The 18,195-nt window shown below is 40.3% G+C and carries 22 protein-coding genes; 7 read left to right on the top strand and 15 right to left on the bottom strand.

Features of this window, described 5'->3' with window-relative positions:
* Positions 1-12 precede the first annotated feature (12 nt).
* The 5 genes from resA to JNO66_RS02880 all read right to left on the bottom strand — a co-directional run bounded on the left by resA (position 13) and on the right by JNO66_RS02880 (position 4,051).
* The gene (gene resA, locus JNO66_RS02900; protein WP_203086693.1) at positions 13-540 is read right to left on the bottom strand and encodes a thiol-disulfide oxidoreductase ResA; all 528 of its coding nucleotides are present in this window, start codon (positions 538-540) and stop codon (positions 13-15) included.
* Between the two features lie 119 nt (positions 541-659).
* Positions 660-1,388: a pseudouridine synthase gene (locus tag JNO66_RS02895; protein ID WP_203086692.1), complete on the bottom strand. Its 729-nt coding sequence runs from the start codon at positions 1,386-1,388 to the stop codon at positions 660-662.
* 404 nt (positions 1,389-1,792) lie between these two features.
* The gene (locus tag JNO66_RS02890) at positions 1,793-2,329 is read right to left on the bottom strand and encodes a spore maturation protein (protein ID WP_203086691.1); all 537 of its coding nucleotides are present in this window, start codon (positions 2,327-2,329) and stop codon (positions 1,793-1,795) included.
* The gene (locus tag JNO66_RS02885; RefSeq protein WP_203086690.1) at positions 2,326-2,922 is read right to left on the bottom strand and encodes a nucleoside recognition domain-containing protein; all 597 of its coding nucleotides are present in this window, start codon (positions 2,920-2,922) and stop codon (positions 2,326-2,328) included. The genes JNO66_RS02890 and JNO66_RS02885 overlap by 4 nt, the downstream gene beginning before the upstream one ends.
* Positions 2,915-4,051: a D-alanyl-D-alanine carboxypeptidase family protein gene (locus JNO66_RS02880; RefSeq protein ID WP_203086689.1), complete on the bottom strand. Its 1,137-nt coding sequence runs from the start codon at positions 4,049-4,051 to the stop codon at positions 2,915-2,917. The genes JNO66_RS02885 and JNO66_RS02880 overlap by 8 nt, the downstream gene beginning before the upstream one ends.
* 148 nt (positions 4,052-4,199) lie before the next feature.
* On the opposite strand from JNO66_RS02880, the gene JNO66_RS02875 reads away from it, so the two are divergent.
* The gene (locus JNO66_RS02875) at positions 4,200-4,922 is read left to right on the top strand and encodes a DUF421 domain-containing protein (protein WP_203086688.1); all 723 of its coding nucleotides are present in this window, start codon (positions 4,200-4,202) and stop codon (positions 4,920-4,922) included.
* Here the strand turns inward: JNO66_RS02875 and spoVAE are convergent.
* From spoVAE to JNO66_RS02855, 4 genes are read right to left on the bottom strand one after another with little or no spacing between them, the layout of a single operon-like run.
* Positions 4,919-5,269: a stage V sporulation protein AE gene (spoVAE, locus tag JNO66_RS02870; protein WP_203086687.1), complete on the bottom strand. Its 351-nt coding sequence runs from the start codon at positions 5,267-5,269 to the stop codon at positions 4,919-4,921. The genes JNO66_RS02875 and spoVAE overlap by 4 nt on opposite strands.
* The gene (gene spoVAD, locus JNO66_RS02865; RefSeq protein ID WP_203086686.1) at positions 5,266-6,282 is read right to left on the bottom strand and encodes a stage V sporulation protein AD; all 1,017 of its coding nucleotides are present in this window, start codon (positions 6,280-6,282) and stop codon (positions 5,266-5,268) included. The genes spoVAE and spoVAD overlap by 4 nt, the downstream gene beginning before the upstream one ends.
* Positions 6,283-6,750, bottom strand: a complete 468-nt coding sequence (gene spoVAC, locus JNO66_RS02860; protein WP_203086685.1) for a stage V sporulation protein AC — start codon at positions 6,748-6,750, stop codon at positions 6,283-6,285.
* 7 nt (positions 6,751-6,757) lie between these two features.
* Positions 6,758-7,189: a hypothetical protein gene (locus JNO66_RS02855; protein WP_203086684.1), complete on the bottom strand. Its 432-nt coding sequence runs from the start codon at positions 7,187-7,189 to the stop codon at positions 6,758-6,760.
* A 154-nt stretch (positions 7,190-7,343) separates the two neighbouring features.
* Here JNO66_RS02855 and JNO66_RS02850 point away from each other — a divergent pair, with 154 nt between their 5' ends.
* The 4 genes from JNO66_RS02850 to cls all read left to right on the top strand — a co-directional run bounded on the left by JNO66_RS02850 (position 7,344) and on the right by cls (position 11,703).
* Entirely contained in the window at positions 7,344-8,042 is a 699-nt protein-coding gene (locus JNO66_RS02850) for a DUF421 domain-containing protein (protein ID WP_203086683.1), read from the top strand.
* 108 nt (positions 8,043-8,150) lie between these two features.
* A complete protein-coding gene (locus JNO66_RS02845; protein WP_203086682.1) occupies positions 8,151-8,453 on the top strand; it encodes a phasin family protein in 303 nt (100 codons plus the stop codon).
* A 97-nt stretch (positions 8,454-8,550) separates the two neighbouring features.
* A complete protein-coding gene (locus JNO66_RS02840; protein WP_203086681.1) occupies positions 8,551-10,212 on the top strand; it encodes an ABC1 kinase family protein in 1,662 nt (553 codons plus the stop codon).
* 30 nt (positions 10,213-10,242) lie between these two features.
* Complete coding sequence (gene cls, locus JNO66_RS02835) at positions 10,243-11,703, top strand: cardiolipin synthase (RefSeq protein ID WP_203086680.1); 1,461 nt, start codon at positions 10,243-10,245, stop codon at positions 11,701-11,703.
* Positions 11,704-11,773: 70 nt separating this feature from the next.
* On the opposite strand, the gene JNO66_RS02830 is transcribed toward cls, so the two are convergent.
* Positions 11,774-12,343 (bottom strand): helix-turn-helix domain-containing protein, encoded by a 570-nt coding sequence (locus JNO66_RS02830; RefSeq protein ID WP_203086679.1) that lies wholly within the window; start codon positions 12,341-12,343, stop codon positions 11,774-11,776.
* A gap of 84 nt (positions 12,344-12,427) precedes the next feature.
* Between JNO66_RS02830 and JNO66_RS02825 the strand changes: the two genes are divergently transcribed.
* Positions 12,428-13,387: a DMT family transporter gene (locus JNO66_RS02825; protein ID WP_203086678.1), complete on the top strand. Its 960-nt coding sequence runs from the start codon at positions 12,428-12,430 to the stop codon at positions 13,385-13,387.
* A gap of 45 nt (positions 13,388-13,432) precedes the next feature.
* Here the strand turns inward: JNO66_RS02825 and JNO66_RS02820 are convergent, their stop codons facing one another.
* The 3 genes from JNO66_RS02820 to JNO66_RS02810 form a co-directional block, all read right to left on the bottom strand.
* Entirely contained in the window at positions 13,433-14,311 is an 879-nt protein-coding gene (locus JNO66_RS02820) for a superoxide dismutase (RefSeq protein ID WP_203086677.1), read from the bottom strand.
* A 136-nt stretch (positions 14,312-14,447) separates the two neighbouring features.
* On the bottom strand, positions 14,448-15,032 hold the full coding sequence (gene scpB, locus JNO66_RS02815) for an SMC-Scp complex subunit ScpB (RefSeq protein ID WP_203086676.1): 585 nt from the start codon (positions 15,030-15,032) through the stop codon (positions 14,448-14,450).
* The gene (locus tag JNO66_RS02810) at positions 15,029-15,793 is read right to left on the bottom strand and encodes a segregation/condensation protein A (RefSeq protein ID WP_203086675.1); all 765 of its coding nucleotides are present in this window, start codon (positions 15,791-15,793) and stop codon (positions 15,029-15,031) included. Before JNO66_RS02810 ends, scpB begins: the two co-directional genes overlap by 4 nt.
* Before the next feature lie 132 nt (positions 15,794-15,925).
* Here JNO66_RS02810 and JNO66_RS02805 point away from each other — a divergent pair, with 132 nt between their 5' ends.
* A complete protein-coding gene (locus JNO66_RS02805) occupies positions 15,926-16,471 on the top strand; it encodes a DUF309 domain-containing protein (RefSeq protein WP_203086674.1) in 546 nt (181 codons plus the stop codon).
* A 23-nt stretch (positions 16,472-16,494) separates the two neighbouring features.
* On the opposite strand, the gene ribH is transcribed toward JNO66_RS02805, so the two are convergent.
* Entirely contained in the window at positions 16,495-16,965 is a 471-nt protein-coding gene (gene ribH / locus JNO66_RS02800; protein ID WP_203086673.1) for a 6,7-dimethyl-8-ribityllumazine synthase, read from the bottom strand.
* Between the two features lie 22 nt (positions 16,966-16,987).
* Positions 16,988-18,193, bottom strand: coding sequence for a bifunctional 3,4-dihydroxy-2-butanone-4-phosphate synthase/GTP cyclohydrolase II (locus JNO66_RS02795; RefSeq protein ID WP_273753146.1), 1,206 nt, complete (start codon positions 18,191-18,193; stop codon positions 16,988-16,990).
* Positions 18,194-18,195 lie beyond the last annotated feature (2 nt).

Genomic DNA, 18,195 nt, shown 5'->3' with positions numbered 1-18,195 from the left:
CTCACACCTCGCTTACTCGTTAGGCACAATTGATTCTAAGAATTCATTAATCATTGCCTCGGTCATTTCACCTTGATGTACGTTTGTAATCATACCGCTTTCATTTATTAAAATCGTCGTAGGGAGCGGTACGATCCCGTACGCCTCTGTTACTTGCATATTTTTATCTAATAATACAGGGAAACTAAGATCATAACGATTAACAAATGTATTTACTGCAAGTGGTGCTTCATTTACATTGACTGCTAGAATCTCAACACCCTTTTCTTTATATTCTTGATAAAGAGATTCCATATAAGGCATCTCTCGTTCACATGGAGGACAGTATGTTCCCCAGAAATTTAGCATAACGCCTTTTCCTTCATAGTCTGATAGTTGATGAGATTCATCATCTAAATCCTTTAAAGAGAAATCAATGGTGGCATTTCCGGCTTGGGCAATACTATGATCCTTCCCATAACTAAAGTAAAAGGTCACGCCTATAGCTATGACAATGGCTAACAGGATAGCCGACCTCATAATTAACCGTTTTCTTTTCATCGTAGCTACCTCCTAATCATACAAAGTTCGCACCTCATGCATGAAAGAATGAGTGAAAAACAGGCTGCTCCCAGCCTGTTTCTAGTATATCGTTATCCGGTACTGCTTGTCTTTTAGTTTTATGACGGTTTCGTGACAGCAAGCTCACGAAGATGCTTAACCTCAATTGGCTTAAGTGGGCGTACATCACCGGGATTCATCCCTTTTAATGTAAGGAAGCTGTATTCCTCGCGTTTTAACTTCTGTACAGCATGTCCAATCGCTTCAAACATACGGCGGACTTGACGATTACGACCTTCATGGATGCTTAATCTCACAATTGCCGTATTTTTCTTTTTATCAACGGTCATTAGTTTAACTTGTGCTGGGGCCGTCTTCCCATCTTCTAGCATAATCCCTTTTTCAAGTCGTTTTAAGCTTTCTTTTGTTGGAATTCCTTCAACTTTAGCCACGTATACTTTGTTAATCGTATGTCGTGGATGCATAAGAAGATTTGCGAATTCGCCATCGTTTGTTAATAAAATTAAACCGGATGTTTCATAATCTAAGCGTCCTACAGGAAAGACCCGTTGTTCCACTTGAACATAGTCAGTGACTACTTTACGGTCTCGATCATCACTTACACTTGAAATGACTCCACTCGGTTTATATAAAAGAAAGTAAACAGGTTCTTCCTTGTCAATAGGAACCCCATCCACTTCAATTTTATCTCGATTTGCTTGTACCTTTACACCTAATTCAGTCACGGGTTTTCCGTTCACTGACACCCGTCCCTGTAGGATTAATTCCTCTGCTTTTCGTCTGGATGCAACGCCTGCGTGGGCAATCACTTTTTGTAACCGTTCCATTATCATTCACCTCACGTACCATCATACCTCCAGAAGCGTCATTACACAAGATTAGACAAAAAATTAGCGTGGATAAAGCATAGGGTAATTACATAGTTAGCACACAATTAAAATGAAAAAAAGACTAGGCTGAGATAAAACATTAAAGTAGGAAGTAAAAAAACGAATATAGCAAGAAATCCGCTCCAGGAGAAACCCTCGCTTTCCGCGGACACGGCTTCAGCCTCATCCGTGGAAAACCACCACTGCTGAGTCTTCAGACACGTGTTTTTCCGCAGGAGTCTCGGGTTCTCCTTCCGCTCTTTTTTTCAAAAAAAACACGAATGGCGAATGATTCGATTGTAGAATCATTCGCCCTTTACTAGTTGATTTTTAGTTTTGTCTTATCCTAGTCCTATGCGAACTCATACTCCATGGAACAAAATCGTGATAATAACGATAGAAGCTACAATACCAACTAAATCAGCGAGCAAGCCTACTTTAAGCGCATCCCCCATCTTCTTCACACCTACGGCTCCGAAGTAAACGGTTAAGATATAAAAGGTAGTATCGGTACTACCTTGCATCGTTGCTGCCAGTCGCCCGATAAATGAGTCCGGTCCGTGAGTGGCAATTAGATCACTCATTAAGGCAAGGGCTCCTGTTCCTGATACGGGACGCAAAAGGGCAAGCGGAACAACCTCACCAGGCACACCAATCAAATGAAAAACAGGTGACAAGGCACTCATAATAAAGTCAAGAGCACCAGATGCCCTAAATACAGAAATCGCCACCATCATCCCTACTAAATACGGGATAATAGCAATGGACATGCCGAATCCTTCTTTGGCTCCTTCTACAAACGTTTCATAGGTAGGAACTTTTTTAATGGTTCCATACACTAAAATACCGCCAATGAGAAAAGGGATAAACCAAATGGACAGTTCCGTTAGCCAACTCATATTGTCCGCTGCTTTCTCATCTTTCTCATATAAAAGATGCGGTCAATAATTATAGCTCCAATGAATGCACAAGCAGATGCCATGATTGTAGGACCGACGATTTCTGTTGGGGAGGCTGAACCGTAGCTCATCCGGATCGATATCACTGTTGTAGGAATAAACGTAATACACGCCGTATTTAAAGCGAGTAGCGTCACCATGGAACGACTAGCTGAATCACGATTATGATTAAGCTGCTTTAACTGTTCCATCGCTTTAATGCCCATAGGCGTAGCAGCATTTCCCAGTCCAAACATATTTGCCGTTATGTTACTCAAGATGTATCCCATAGCCGGATGCTCTGCAGGGACTTCTGGAAATATCTTTGTAGCGAGTGGACGCAGCATTTTGGCAAAGGACTGAAGAAGCCCGGAGACCTCTGCAATTTTCATTAACCCTAACCAAAAAGCAAGTACACTTATTAGCCCAAGGCAAATTGCGACTCCCTCCTTTGCACCAGAGAAAATAGCCGCATTTACTTGATCCATCGTTCCATTCCAGGCTGCAAAAAGAACGCCAATGACAAACATAGACATCCAGATTTTATTAATCATTCGTTTGTACCCCCACTACGACTTGAACCACTCCGAACAAACGATTCCAAAAGGAGCGTTTTTCTTCTTCGGTCGGAGGATCATAATAAAGAGGAATACTAGTCAGTACTTCCTGATCCATTTTCACCGTTAGTTTTCCAACGGGATCATTTAGCTTTTCTTCAGCCACGGGAGGGGTGACGAGTGTGACTTCTTGATTCAGTTTGTTCCACTCATTTTTCTTAACCGGATAAAAGTACGATTGCTTTGAATAGATTCTTCCTTTATAGTACTCATCCTGAACGATAGAAATCGGGCCCTCTTGAACAACCTCTTGAAGCTTCACCTGATCAAATGCCCAATTAAATAGATTCATATGATCATCCCAATCATTTGGTGCATCAAGTGTGACAACAATTAGATCAAGATCGTTTTTAGTCGCTGTTGAAACAAGCGTGCGATGAGCCAGCTTCGTGTACCCGGTTTTTCCACCAGTTGAGTACTTATAAAGCTGAGTAAGTAGCTTGTTTTTGTTATGAAACACCCGAGTCGTTCCTTCTTTTGTCCGGTAATCGCTTGTACCTGAGATCGTTTTGTACGTATCATTGGTCATCGCATACTGTGTTAGAAGGGCCATATCGTAAGCGCTAGAGCGGTGATTCTCTAGGTCATCTAATCCATGAGGGTTTTGAAAGGTCGTATGTTCCATTCCAATCTCTTCTGCTTTTTGATTCATTAGCAGGACAAAGCCCTCTACGCTTCCTCCTACATGCTCAGCAATAGCCATTGCTGCATCATTTCCGCTTCTCATCATTAATCCATACACTAAGTCCTCGAGTAAAACCTTTTCGCCAGCTTGCAGATAAAGCGAGGACCCTTCCGTTCCAAATGCTCGATCAGATACCGTAACAGTCTCACTAAGTTTACCTGACTCAATGGCTAGAATAGCAGTCATGATCTTTGTTATGCTTGCAATCCGCATCGGTTCGTGTTCATTTTTTCCATATAACACTCTGCCAGTTGACTGTTCCATTAAAACAGCAGCTTGTGCAGAGACCCCAATATTCGCTTCTGCTTTTACAAGCGAAGTTGTCCATCCCATCGTTAACAGCAATATAGATAGTACCAATAGACTGATCTTTTTCATCATCTGCTACTCGCCTCGTTCCTGTGTCCAAGGATTGTCCCCTGACTTCTTACCAACATGTCTATGCCGGACAACCTTTTTTATGACGGGTTATCAGGTTTAGAAAAAAGAGATTTGAGCAGACTAGCTAAAAAATGAAAGAGTGAGATGATTGGTTGAAGAGTTAAAAGATTTAGCACTTATTGTTTTAAGAATTCTAACGATTTTCCCTCTACTACTTATCATGACGATGTACATGGGAAAACGTTCAATTGGAGAACTGCCCATCTTTGATTTTCTAATTATTATTTCTCTTGCTTCCGTTGTTGGGGCAGATATTGCAGATCCTAACGTTAAACATCTTCCAACGGCCTTTGCTATCATCTGCATCTGTATGCTTCAAGTTCTAGTTTCAAAATTTGCTATTCGCAATCGTACCTTTGGTAAATGGATCTCATTTGAACCGACAGTTGTGATTCAAAATGGGAAAATCATCGTTCAGAATATAAAAAGTATCCGTTATTCTCTGGATAACATTCTAGAAATGTCACGTAGCAAAGGAGTATTTGATATAGAGGAAATAGAACTTGGTATCATTGAAGCGAGTGGAGAATTGAGTGTATATAAGAAGGCTGACAAGCAGCCTCCCACAATCGAGGATCTAAGTATTCAAAAAACACCTGGTGGTATCTCCTATCCAGTTATTATTGAAGGTGAGATCCAACAGGAACTATTAAAAAGACTTAAATTGGATCAAAAAACCCTCCTGGAAAAGTTAAAACAGAAGGGTATTCATTCATACGATTCAATTTTTGTTTGTACCATTAATTCAATTGGCGAGATTCAGCTTGCCTACACAGACCATGATATGAAATATGAACCTATTCAGCATTAACCTTTTGGTTTAAAGATGAGTGAAGCTAAAAAGCCAAAGATAATTGCAGCGGAGATCCCGGCACTTGTCACCTCAAATATCCCTGTTAATACACCGATGATTCCGTTGCGTGCGACCTCATCCATTGCTCCTTGAACAAGAGAATTACCGAAGCTAGTAATTGGTACCGTTACACCTGCTCCTGCAAAGTCAATGAGTCGATCGTATACCCCAATTCCATTTAAAATAGCGCCACTTACAACGAGTGTTGACATCGTATGAGCTGGTGTTAAACCACCTACATCCATTAAAAGCTGGCCGATCACACAAATGATGCCACCAACTAGAAAAGCCCAAAGAAAGATCAAGATGTCACCCCCTCAGCTTCAATGGATACAGCATGAGCAATACATGGGATGGATTCCTTTTGTTGAAATGAAAGTGGTGATAATAGGGCTCCTGTCGCAATGATAAGAATTCGTTTGAGCTCGCCCTTTTTCATTTTATTTAGTAGATGACCGTATGTAACTACAGCGGAGCATCCTGGTCCACTCGCCCCTGCAAGTACAGGCTGGTCTTCTTTATAAATCATAAGACCACAGTCTTTAAATTGGTTTTCCTTTAAGACAATGCCTCTTTGCTCACACAATTCTTTTGCAATAGCAAGTCCTATTTCACCTAGATCACCACTTACAATGAGATCGTAATCTTCTGGACTAGCCCCTGTATCACGAAAATGCGCTTCAAGCGTATCGACAGCTGCCGGTGCCATCGCTCCACCCATATTAAATGGGTCAGATAAACCCATATCAATAATTCGACCAATGGTTGCTGAGGTAACGCGCGGACCATTTCCTTCATGTGATACTACTGCTGCACCAGCTGCAGTTACAGTCCATTGAGCCGTTGGTGGTTTTTGTCCACCATATTCAGTTGGATAACGAAATTGCTTTTCTGTTGCTGCGTTATGGCTAGAAGCAACAGCAACCGCGTGCTTTGCTCCTCTTGTTTGAATGAGGTATGCAGCCATGGCTAGACCTTCCATTGAGGTTGAACATGCACCGAATAAACCAAGGTAAGGAATTTTAAGGCTTCTTCCTGCAAATGTAGAAGGAGTTAGTTGATTGACCAGATCTCCCGATAACATAAACTGTATCTGATCCTTCGTTAATCCACCTTTCTCAATGGCTTTTTCACATGCTTGTTCGATTAAAACGGTTTGAGCTTTCTCATATGAATCCTGACCCATCCAAAGATTATCGTGCAACATATCAAATTCATCTGCTAAACGACCATTTGCTTCAAAAGGCCCGCCAATAGTTCCAGTTGACCGAATAATTGGTTTGCTTTCAAACACCCAGCTTTGTTTTCCTATTAGCATTTAAAACCCTCCTTGAATAATGGTTTTAATGATGGCGACAAAAAATGCCGCTACCGTTCCAAATACAATAACTGAGCCAGCAAGTTTAAACATATTACCACCTACGCCGAGTACATAGCCTTCTGTGCGGTGTTCAATTGCTGCAGATGCAATGGAATTTGCAAAACCAGTAACAGGTACAGCCGTTCCTGCACCAGAGAATTGAGCGAATCGATCATAGACACCAAATCCAGTTAGTAATGTTGAGATGAGAATAAGGACTGCAACCGTTGGATTACCTGCTGTTTTTTCAGTGAAATCAAAAAAGGTATAAAAGAATATAGAGATCCCTTGACCAATCACACATATAAGTCCACCTACTAAAAATGCCCGTACACAATTCATCAAAACTGGTCGTTTTTTCTCATGCTTTTTAGCAAGTTGCTGGTATTGCTCTTGTTCTGGGTTTAATTGTTTTTTTGATGCCATCTGCACTCTACCCCTTCATATCTTCTTCTAGTTTCTCTAATTTCTTCTTTAGTTCCTTTTCATTTATCTTTTCATCTGCTAATTGTTGTTCCAGTTTTTCAAGCTCCATATAAATCTTTTGGTCAGTCGAAACATGTACCTTTGATTCAGGAAACTCGTCCTTCACTCGTTTAAATGCCTCTTGACGAATATGCTCTAGCTTTAATCGATCAAATTGTTTCACCTTCGGATCAAGAAATAGTAGATGCTCGTACTGAATTCCTCTTACATCAATTACTTCTTCCATTTCAAGCACTAGCTCTTTTGCTTTATTAATATCGCTTTGGCTTACTACAGGAATGATCTCATCATCTGAGAGAGACTTGATATTCTTTGCCCCACCACAAGCCGTGAGAATAAGTAAGCACATCATCCAAACGAATACAAATTTTTTATACATAACACCCATCCTTTACCTAATTTGCCTCGATGCTTTCTCTTAGCATTTGAGGAAGTGGCTTGTTTTATAACAACAAACGGATGTTTTTTTATTCGGATAACCACGGCTTTTTAGTTCAAGCTAAGGAACAAGCTATCATGAAAGGATTTGTCTTATGTTTGATTCTACTTATGGTTCACTAACGATTGAATTAATTGTTGGTTTTTTTGCACTGTTACTCTTAACTAAGATTCTTGGGAAAAATCAGTTGTCACAGCTTTCTCCTTTTGACTTTGTTTCGGCCTTAGTTGTTGGAGAGCTTGTCGGAAACGCAATTTATGATGATGAAGTAAGTATTTTTAGGGTACTTGTAGCCATTGCCATCTGGGGGACGTTAATCTATATCATTGAAATCTTAACGCAAAAAATTAGACGGTCACGCTCATTGCTTGAAGGCAGTCCATCGATCGTTATTTACAAAGGAAAGGTTGATTTTAAAGCATTAAAGAAAAATAAATTAGATATTAACCAGCTCCAGCATCTGTTGAGAGATAAAGGTGCATTTTCAATCAATGAAGTCGAACATGGTGTGCTTGAAACAGACGGCACCATCACTGTTTTAAAGAAACATGCATTTGATACACCAAAAAATCAAGAGCTAAACATCAAGCCTTCTCCCGTTCCTCTTCCTTTATTAGTCATTCTTGATGGAGAAATTTCAAAGAAAAACCTTGAAACAGCGAACCTTACTGAGGATTGGCTTCAAAAAGAAATTCAGAGACAAGGATATAAGGAGTGTAAAGAGATCTTATATGGGGAATGGATTGAGGGCGACGCCTTATACCTCCAAGCCTTTGAGCAATCTCCTTCATAAACGTTCACAAGGCTATTGATTTTCATTTTCTATAAAGTAAGGTAGTATTAAGATAAGATGACATAGGTTCTCGTCATGATTTTGAGTTTAACCAGGAGGAATGTGTACATGGTCAGAAGTATATTGAATAATGTTTATTCACTTGGTTTAGGTGCTGCCGTAGCTAGTAAAGAACAAATTGAAAAAGCGGTAGATGATTTAGTCAAAAAAGGCGAGATTAAACGTTCGGAATCAGAGAATCTCGTTGAAGACTTAATTGAAAAAGGAAGTCAAACTCAAAAACAAATTGATGGAATTGTTCAAGAGCGTCTGCAGCAAATGCTCCGCACGATGAATATTGCAACGAAGGAAGAAGTGGAAGCATTAGAGCGCAGAATTAGAGAATTAGAACAATCCAACCCAAAACAGTAAATAAGACAGTTAGACCGGAAACAAAAAAGGCGGTTCTTTTAAAGATCCGCCGCTTTGCGTTTTTAGTCTCTTTTTATAGAGCAGGAGGTGACCATGCATGATTAAAAAACGTATCCGCTATATTCAACGGTATCAAGATATTCTTACTGCTCTCTTCCATTACGGATTTGGTCACTTAGTTCGTGACTTAGGGCTTTTAGACTTTGTAAGAACACCTAAGAAAAAGAAAGATCCTAATTACTATCGCTCTACCGCAGAACGACTTCGCTTACTTTTAGAAGAGCTGGGACCTACGTTTATTAAACTTGGGCAAGTGGCAAGCACTCGTTCAGACATATTTCCGGATTATTTAATTAGCGAATTAAGCAGATTACAAGATCATGTTCCACCCTTCTCCTTTCAAGAAGTGAAAGCCATCATTGAAGAGGATTTGCATGCCCCGTTAAGTGATATCTTTAATTCTTTTGAAGAAGAACCCATTGCTGCCGCCTCAATTGGTCAAGTACATAAAGCTCTCCTTCCATCAGGCGAGCAGGTTGTCGTCAAGGTACGACGTCCGAATATCGAAAAGATTGTGCTAACAGATTTAGCTATCCTTGAAGATTTACTTGGTTTAGCTGAAGAGCGCTTGCTATGGGTTAAACAATTTAACCTTTTAGACGTGTTTCATGAGTTCTCAGAAGCATTAAAATTAGAAATGAATTACCGAGAAGAAGCTCAAAATACGGAAAGAATTCTTCGTCAATCCGAAGAAGATCCATATGTTGAAGTACCGGACATCTTTAATGAATTCTCAAGTAAACGAATCTTAACAATTGGTTTTGTTGAAGGAGAAAAGATTACGTCTATAACAGAAGAAGCTGGCTATAACTTAAGTAAAGTAGCTGAGAATTTTGCCAAAGGACTCTTCCAACAAATTTTTGTCTTTGGCTTCTTTCACGGTGATCCTCATCCTGGCAACGTGTTTGTTAAAAAAGACGGTACCATTGCACTGATTGATTTTGGAATGGTTGGCAGATTGTCAATGGAGATGCGACAAAATTTAGCGTTATTAGTCATTGGTCTCAAAAGTAGACATACAGATAAAGTATTAAAAGCATTAAAAAACATGAAGATCGTGCACGACGAAGTCAACCAGGTTCTGTTAAAAGATGATTTAGATGCGTTGCGCCTTAGATATTATGACGTACCTATTAGCGAAATTAGCCTTGGAGAGGCTGTTCAGGATTTGTTTTCCGTTGCTAATAAACATAACTGTAAGATTCCATCTGATCTCACGATATTAGGAAAATCATTATTATCAGTTGAACGAATCGTTTCGACCTTAGATCCAGAGCTTAGAATCATGGATTTAATTGAACCTTTTGGAAAAACATTGATTAAGGAACGGTATGATCCACGGCGCTTATCCTCACTTCTAAAAGACGAGGTCTTTGATTCAATTGAGCTTGTGAGAGATCTTCCTAGAGAATTACGTGCACTATCAAAATCAGTTCAGCACGGGAAAATCAAAGTTGAAATATCGGTTCCTGAAGTCGATCGTTTAATAAATAAAATCGATAAAGTAAGCAACAAAGTGTCATTTGCCATTGTATTAATGTCCTTTAGTGTCATTATGGTAGGGATTATTGTTGGGGCTTCTTTAACAAGCGAGCCGACCATCCTATTACAGCTTCCGGCTATTGAAATTGGATTTGTGATCGCAATCTTAATGTTCCTATGGATCATCTTTTCGATTATTCGATCGGGACGTTTTTAGCAAGAAAATACAAAGTTGGCAGGTATGTATATGACAATTGAATTCGACATTATTAACACACTCGCAATTATATTATTTATTGTGAATCTACTCCTGGCCACAGTGCTCATCTTTATTGAAAGAAAAGATGCCACATCTACATGGGCATGGTTACTTGTTCTCTACTTTATACCGTTTTTAGGCTTTATCATCTATTTATTAATTGGGCAAACCTTATCACGGAGAAAGATGTTTGAGTGGGAAGGCATTCAAAAGATTGGCATTGAAAGTGTAATTGAAGAACAAAAAGAACATATTAAAGATCCTGATTTTGCCTTTAATAAACCGGTTGTTGATGAGAGTCGTGACTTAATCTATATGATGCTCATTAATAACGACGCGATTTTAACGAAGAATAATGAGGTCACGCTATTCACAGATGGTCATGATAAATTCGAGCAGTTGCTTTTTGATATTCAGAACGCAAAATCGTTTATTCACATGCAATATTATATTTTTCGAAACGATGAAATTGGTAAGAAGATTATTCAGGCACTAACAGCACGAGCTCGTGAAGGAGTAAAAGTTCGTTTCTTATATGATGATCTAGGATCGAGGAGTTTAAAGCGAAAACACCTTACCGAGCTTGAAAAAGCGGGTGGTGAGATTGGTGTGTTTTTCCCGTCAAAGCTTTCACCGATTAATCTTCGCCTTAATTACCGGAACCATCGCAAATTAATTAATATAGATGGGTTTCTGGGGTATGTGGGAGGATTTAACGTAGGAGATGAATACTTAGGAAAAAGTAAAAAGTTTGGCTATTGGCGCGATACGCATCTGCGTCTAAAAGGTCCTGCTGTCCATTCGATTCAGACTCGCTTTATTCTTGATTGGAATCAGGCCGCTAAAAACTATCATATCTCTTATGAGGATCGTTACTTCCCTACGATTGAGACAACTGGATCTACTCCGATTCAAATGGTATCAAGTGGACCAGATTCAGAATGGGAACAAATTAAAAGTGGCTACTTGAAGATGATCATGAAGGCTGAAGATTCCATTTATATTCAGACCCCGTACTTCATTCCAGATCAAACGCTGCTTGATGCCCTAAAGGTAGCTTGCTTAAGTGGAATCAATGTTCAGATCATTATTCCCAACAAACCTGATCACATGTTTGTTTACTGGGCGACTCTCTCTCATGTAGGCGAGTTGTTAAAAGTAGGTGCTAAAGTGTACACGTATGAGAACGGATTTATTCATGCGAAGACTTTAATCGTAGATCGTAAAATTAGCTCGGTTGGTACAGCAAATATTGATATGAGAAGCTTCAAATTAAACTTTGAGGTCAATGCATTTATTTATGAGAAAGAATTGGCTGAAAAGCTTCTGGCAAAGTTTGATGAAGATTTAAAGCTATCAAAGCTTTACACGCTGGAAATTTATGAACAGCGACCCAAATGGATTCGTTTTAAAGAATCCATTTCAAGGCTTCTTTCGCCCATTTTATAAATGGTCAACCTGGACGGACATTCGAATTGAATGCTCGTCCATTTTCTTATTTTCTAACGCCCCTTGCTCGTTATGATGAGTACGTCATGACAAAATGGAGAACGGCTTCTTCAGAGGTGCGATTTTCATACGCATGCTCTACATCTGCCTCAAACTTAACAGCATCATACATGGATAACACAGTCGGTCGCTCTTCAATCCATACGGTTACCTCACCTTTCATAACCGTTACGTACTCCACTACCCCTTTTTGGTGTTTACCAGGAAGATACGTACTATGAGGTTTTAAGAACGCTCGGTGAACCTCAACTGGTCCATAAACACGGTCATCAAACATTGGCTCAAGAAGACAAACCCCATCTACACTATAAACTTTGTTTCCATCATGACTACGCGAAATTTGTACATCTTCTGCCTCTTTTAAAAGAGCGGATATTGGGATGCTTAGCGCATTTGCAATTTTCCAGATCACGGCTAAAGAAGGATTCGCCTCGCCCCGTTCGATTTTACCAAGTGTTAACGCACTTACTGAGGAGCGATCGGCTAACTCTTGAATACTTAATCGCTTCTCAGTTCGAACCTTTCGGAGCGTGCTCCCTATTTGAGTAGCGAGTTGTTTTTCATCTTGATAACGATTCAATGTTTTTAAACACTCCTTTTCATTCTACACTTATGATACTATAATATACAAAATATAAAATATAGTATATGAAATGAGGCTATTATGAAAGAATTATTCATTGGCTTACTTGCTTCTGCATTTTTTGCCGTAACATTTATTTTAAACCGTTCGATGGAGCTGGATGGCGGAAGCTGGATGTGGTCCTCTTCTCTTCGCTTCTTTTCTATGATCCCTTTTCTTGTCATCCTTGTGCTGTTTCGGCGGAAGCTACTGGTTCTCCTCCAGGAAATGAAAAAACAACCAGTCCAATGGCTTATCTGGAGCTTTGTAGGCTTTGTTTTATTTTACGTGCCAATCACATTTGCCGCATCATATGGACCAGGCTGGCTGCTGGCTGGAACCTGGCAACTCACGATTGTGTGCGGCGCGCTGCTTGCGCCGTTATTCTTAACGCGGCAAGGATCTGTGACAAAACGCTCAACCATTCCATTATCAACATTAGCGGTTTCATTCTTTATCTTACTTGGGGTCATCCTCATTCAAATTCCTAATGCACGATCTTTATCAACTTCAGAGATTGTATTTGGAGTTGGCCCTGTACTTATTGCTGCCTTTGCCTTCCCTCTTGGTAACCGAAAAATGATGGAGGTATGTGGCGGTCGACTTGAAACCATTGAACGCGTTCTTGGAATGACTCTTGCCAGTTTGCCATTCTGGTTGATCATTGCTTTTATAGCCTTCTTCCAAACAGGTTTACCATCAGTATCTCAAGTCTCACAATCAAGCATTGTCGGTCTAAGTTCAGGTGTGATAGCGACTACACTGTTGTTCTATGCGACAAACCAAGTGAGACATGACCAAGCTCGTCTAGCTTCCGTGGAAGCAACACAATCCATGCAAATCCTCTTTGTCATTCTTGGGGAAATGCTTTTATTATCGATTGCTCCACCAAAAGGAATTGCGTTAATTGGAATTGTGATTATTATTGCTGGGCTGCTTCTGCACACATTTCTCACCTATAAGAATACCAAAAAAATTGTACTAAGGCAGAAAGCGTCATAAGAAAAAAATCGAATGTCCAGGTAAGGACGTTCGATTTTTTTAATTTTAATAAGGCTGCCAGCGTAATTTCTTCGCTTCGGCGAATCGTTTGGAAACCTCTTGCCAGTTCACAACATTCCACCATTGGTCAATGTAATCTTTACGAACATTTTTGTATTTTAAATAATAGGAGTGTTCCCATACATCCAACACGAGCAGTGGTACCTGATCTTGCTGAGACAGGTTTTGATGCTTCTCGGCTTGAAGAATCTCCAGACGGTGTGAGCGTGGACTCCAAACTAAAATGGCCCAGCCTCCCCCTTCTACCTTTTCTGCAGCGGCTGAAAAATGAGCTTTAAACTGCTGGAAGTTCCCAAAATCCTTTTGAATTTGAGCAGCCAGCTCTCCCATAGGTGCACCCCCGCCATCCGGAGACATCACCATCCAAAACAAGGTGTGAAGATAATGACCTGCCCCGTTAAAGGCAAGCTCCCTCTCCCAATGCTTCACTAAATCAAAGTTACTTGTTCTTCTCGCCTGCTGCAGTTCCAGTTCTGCTTTGTTTAAGTCATCCACATATTTTTTATGAAGAATATCATGATGAATGCGCATTGTTTCTGCATCAATGTATGGTTCTAATGCATTCACTTCGTATGGAAGGGGCGGAAGAGTATGTCCGCCAATAGGTACAGGGTTCTCCTCGACCACACCATTTTGCTGACTGAAATCTTGTAATAGATTCCATTGTCGGTACGCTTCATCCGCTAATTGTACGATAAAGGCTTCATCATGAGAACGGTAGGTCAGGCCCTCACGTAAATGAAAGAGCGCTTGTTCAAATGGGTCTGTAACAATTTGGTTGCGCTTTAATGACACTCTGTTCTCAAGCCATCTCTGTTCCAAATGCTGAGCCCAATTTATAATGGACTGAATGTATTCACTCAAAACAATGCCCCCTAATCGTTCGTTTGGATTATTGTATGTGTGAATGCCTAGTTTGTGATTGGGATTTTAACAGTATGAGGTACTAAAAAACGAACAATTCAATAGAAGGAATTGTTCGTTGCATGTTTATTTCGATTCATTCGCTTTCTGTTTCATTCATTTTTTGAAAAAAAAGATCAGCTTCATCTTCAGAGAATTCATCGTCATCTCCTTCAGGTAATGGAGGAAGCTCCGAAAGATCTGTTAGTCCAAAATGGTCTAAAAAATAATCTGTTGTTCCGTATAGAATGGCCCGCCCAGTACCAGAGACCCTTCCTACATCTGTGACAAGTAGCTTCGAAACAAGTGATTGAAGTGATTTCTCAGACTTCACTCCTCTTACTTCATCGATCTCAACTCTAGTAATCGGTTGCTTATAGGCAACAATGGCTAGAGTCTCAAGCGCTGCACGTGATAAGCCTGAATGGATTGGAGATGATGCAAGCTTCTTAAAATAAGATGTATGCTCTGGAAGTGTTGCGAGCTTAAGAACACCAGCTGTTTCAATGAGCTGCAACCCTCGTTTTGAGTCGGAAAATGATTGCTTTAAGCTCGTAACAGCCGCATTTATGTCACTTTCCTCTAATTCTAGAACATCTGACAGCTGCTGGTAAGTTAACCCTTCATCTCCTGTCACAAAAAGCAGTCCTTCTATCACTGCATGTAATTCTTCGTTCTTCATGCACTAATCCCTCCGCCAGCCTGGTAAATCAAAATATCCGAAAAGTGATCGTGCTGCTCACAGCGAATAACATTCGTCTTCATTAGCTCAAGTACCGCTAAGAACGTCACGACCAGCTGGCTTTTTTCGCCTGACACAAATAAGTCTTCAAATCGCTTGGGACCCTGAGATTGAAAAATCAGAGTCATGACTTCATCCATCTTTTCTTCAATTGAATATTCTTGACTTTTAATTGTTCTTGTTTGTGGTGTGCTAAATGTTTTTCGTTTCATTAGCTTTTGATAAGCAGATAGCATATCAAACAATGAAACACCTTGAATGGCAAGATCCCTGCGCTCCTGCTCTGTTATGTATGGATCAAGATCCTCAGGTGGTTTTGTATGAATTAAACTTCGCTCTTGTTCTTTATCTTTAAGCGTCTCAGCTGCTTCCTTATATTTTCGATACTCAATTAATTGATACATTAATTCGTCACGAGGATCGTCTTCCGCGTCCATCGACCATTCGTCCTCAAAGAGCTCTGTTGATTCCTTTGGTAGAAGCATCTTGCTTTTTATCGCAAGTAGCGTGGCCGCCATCACCAAATATTCACTTGCTATATCGAGTTCAAGATCATTCATTGTATGGATATAATGCAAATATTGATCAGTAATCCGCGCTACGGGAATATCATAAATATCTAATTCTTCTTGATTAATTAAATGCAGAAGAAGGTCTAATGGCCCTTCAAATGCGTCAACTTTTACACTATAGGAATTCATTTATATCACGGCCTTTTGCATACGTTCAATTGGAGTATACCATACTTACGATTAGGGTGGAACGCTTGCTATTTAAGACTTACACTTGATATATTTAATCTAGTAAGGTTTTATGAACGTGGAGGTTTTATGATGCACTATCCAAAAGCCTATATTGATTTTCTTTTATATTTTCATACAGATCGAGATTATTTTGAATGCCACGAAGTGCTTGAAGAGCATTGGAAAACTACGCCTCGTAAAGAAGGAGATCACTATTGGGTCGCTCTCATCCAGCTCGCTGTCGGTCTTTATCATGAGAGACGAGGAAATAGACTCGGCGCAAAGAGAATGCTCTCGAGCTCATTACGAATCATTAAAAATGATCCTGTTGCGCTTAAAATGCTTGGTTTAGATACACCTCAGCTTATGCAAATGATAAATGAACGACTGATTCAAATGGAACAATCTGAACCTTTTTCAGATATGGACTTACCCATTCAAGACCCTCAATTACTTCAGGATTGTCAAACCGCTTGCGAAGAAAAACAATTGGTCTGGTGTGCTCCGAGTATGCTCAATCGAGAAGAACTTGTTCATAAGCATTCAAGAAGAGATCGAAGTGATGTCATTGCCGAACGTGCGCTTCAATTACGTAAACGAAGAGACACAAAACAAACCCCACCGGAGGAATGTTAATCTTCCGATGGGGTTTCGTTATCTTAAGCGTCGATCGCTCGACTTAGGTTGGCCATCTCAATAGCAGCAATCGCTGTTTCTGCCCCTTTGTTACCCGCTTTCGTTCCTGCTCGCTCAATCGCCTGTTCAATGGTGTTTGTTGTCAATACACCAAAGATGACTGGAATTCCAGTAGATAAAGCTAGAGATCCTACCCCTTTAGCTGCCTCATTACAAACGTAATCGAAGTGTGGAGTCGAGCCACGAATCACCGTACCGAGTGTTAAGATCGCATCGTACTTACCAGTGTCAGCAAGTTTTTTTGCCGCAAACGGAATCTCAAATGCTCCAGGCACCCACGCTACTTCAACATCCGCTTCGTTTACACCATGTCTCTTTAAGACATCCTCAGCACCAGATAATAACTTACTCGTAATAAATTCGTTAAATCTCGCAACAACAACCCCAATCTTTAATCCTTCACCTGTTAACTTACCTTCATAAATCGTTCCCATTTTACTCTCTCCTATCCTCTGTTTAAAATTTTAATAGATGACCTAGTTTATCTGATTTTGTTTTCAGATAGTCTTTGTTTTCTTGAACATGTGGCAGTTGAATTGGCACACGTTCAACTACTTCTAAATCATAGCCAGCTAGACCCGCAATTTTACGTGGGTTATTAGTTAACAGCTTCATTTTACGAACACCCAACTCACGTAAAATTTGAGCACCAATCCCATATTCTCTTAGGTCAGCAGGGAAGCCTAATTTTTCATTTGCTTCAACAGTGTCGTATCCTTCATCTTGAAGCTTATAAGCCCGAAGTTTATTTAGTAGGCCAATTCCTCGACCTTCCTGCCTTAAATACAGTAAAACCCCACGACCTTTTTCTTCGATCTGTTTCAGAGCAGCGTGTAATTGAGGTCCACAATCACATCTGTGAGATCCAAATACGTCACCCGTCAGACACTCAGAATGAACACGTACTAGCACTGGTTCGTCTGATTTAATGTCTCCTTTTACTAACGCTACACTTTCTTTTCCTTCCAATGTGTCAGAGAATCCGACAATCTTGAATTCACCGTATTCGGTTGGAAGAACGGTTTCAATCTCTCTGGTAATAAGTGATTCTTTTTGGTGGCGATAACGAACAAGGTCTTTTATGGTTATCATTTTTAATTGATGTTCATCAGCCAGCTTGCGAAGCTCAGGGACTCTTGCCATTGATCCATCTTCATTCATAATCTCACAAATGACGCCGGCTGGTCTTGAACCAGCAAGTCTTGCAAGGTCAACTGCCGCTTCTGTATGACCAACTCTTCGCAAGACACCACCGTCTTTTGCAATTAACGGAAAGATATGGCCTGGTCGTTTAAAGTCACCTGACACAGTTGAGGTATCAGCCAAAGCGCGAACCGTATCTGAACGCTCGTGTGCCGATATACCTGTAGTACTTGTCTGATGATCAATCGAGACGGTAAATGCCGTTTCATGGGGATCTGTACTATTTTGTACCATTGGATTTAATTGAAGTTGAGTCGCAATCTCTGAGCTTACAGGTGCACAAATCAGTCCGCGTCCGTGAACAGCCATAAAATTAATGACCTCAGGTGTTGCCTGATCAGCAATTGCGACAAAATCCCCTTCATTCTCTCGATCCTCATCATCACAAACGATGATGACTTTTCCTTGTTTTAAATCTGAAATTGCTTCTTCTATCAAATCAAACAGAGCTTTCTCCATAC

Source organism: Alkalicoccobacillus gibsonii, assembly GCF_016798245.1.
Lineage (GTDB): Bacteria > Bacillota > Bacilli > Bacillales > Bacillaceae_D > Alkalicoccobacillus > Alkalicoccobacillus gibsonii.
The sequence above is the reverse complement of the archived record's forward strand: the minus strand, read 5'-3'. Positions and strand labels throughout refer to the sequence as shown.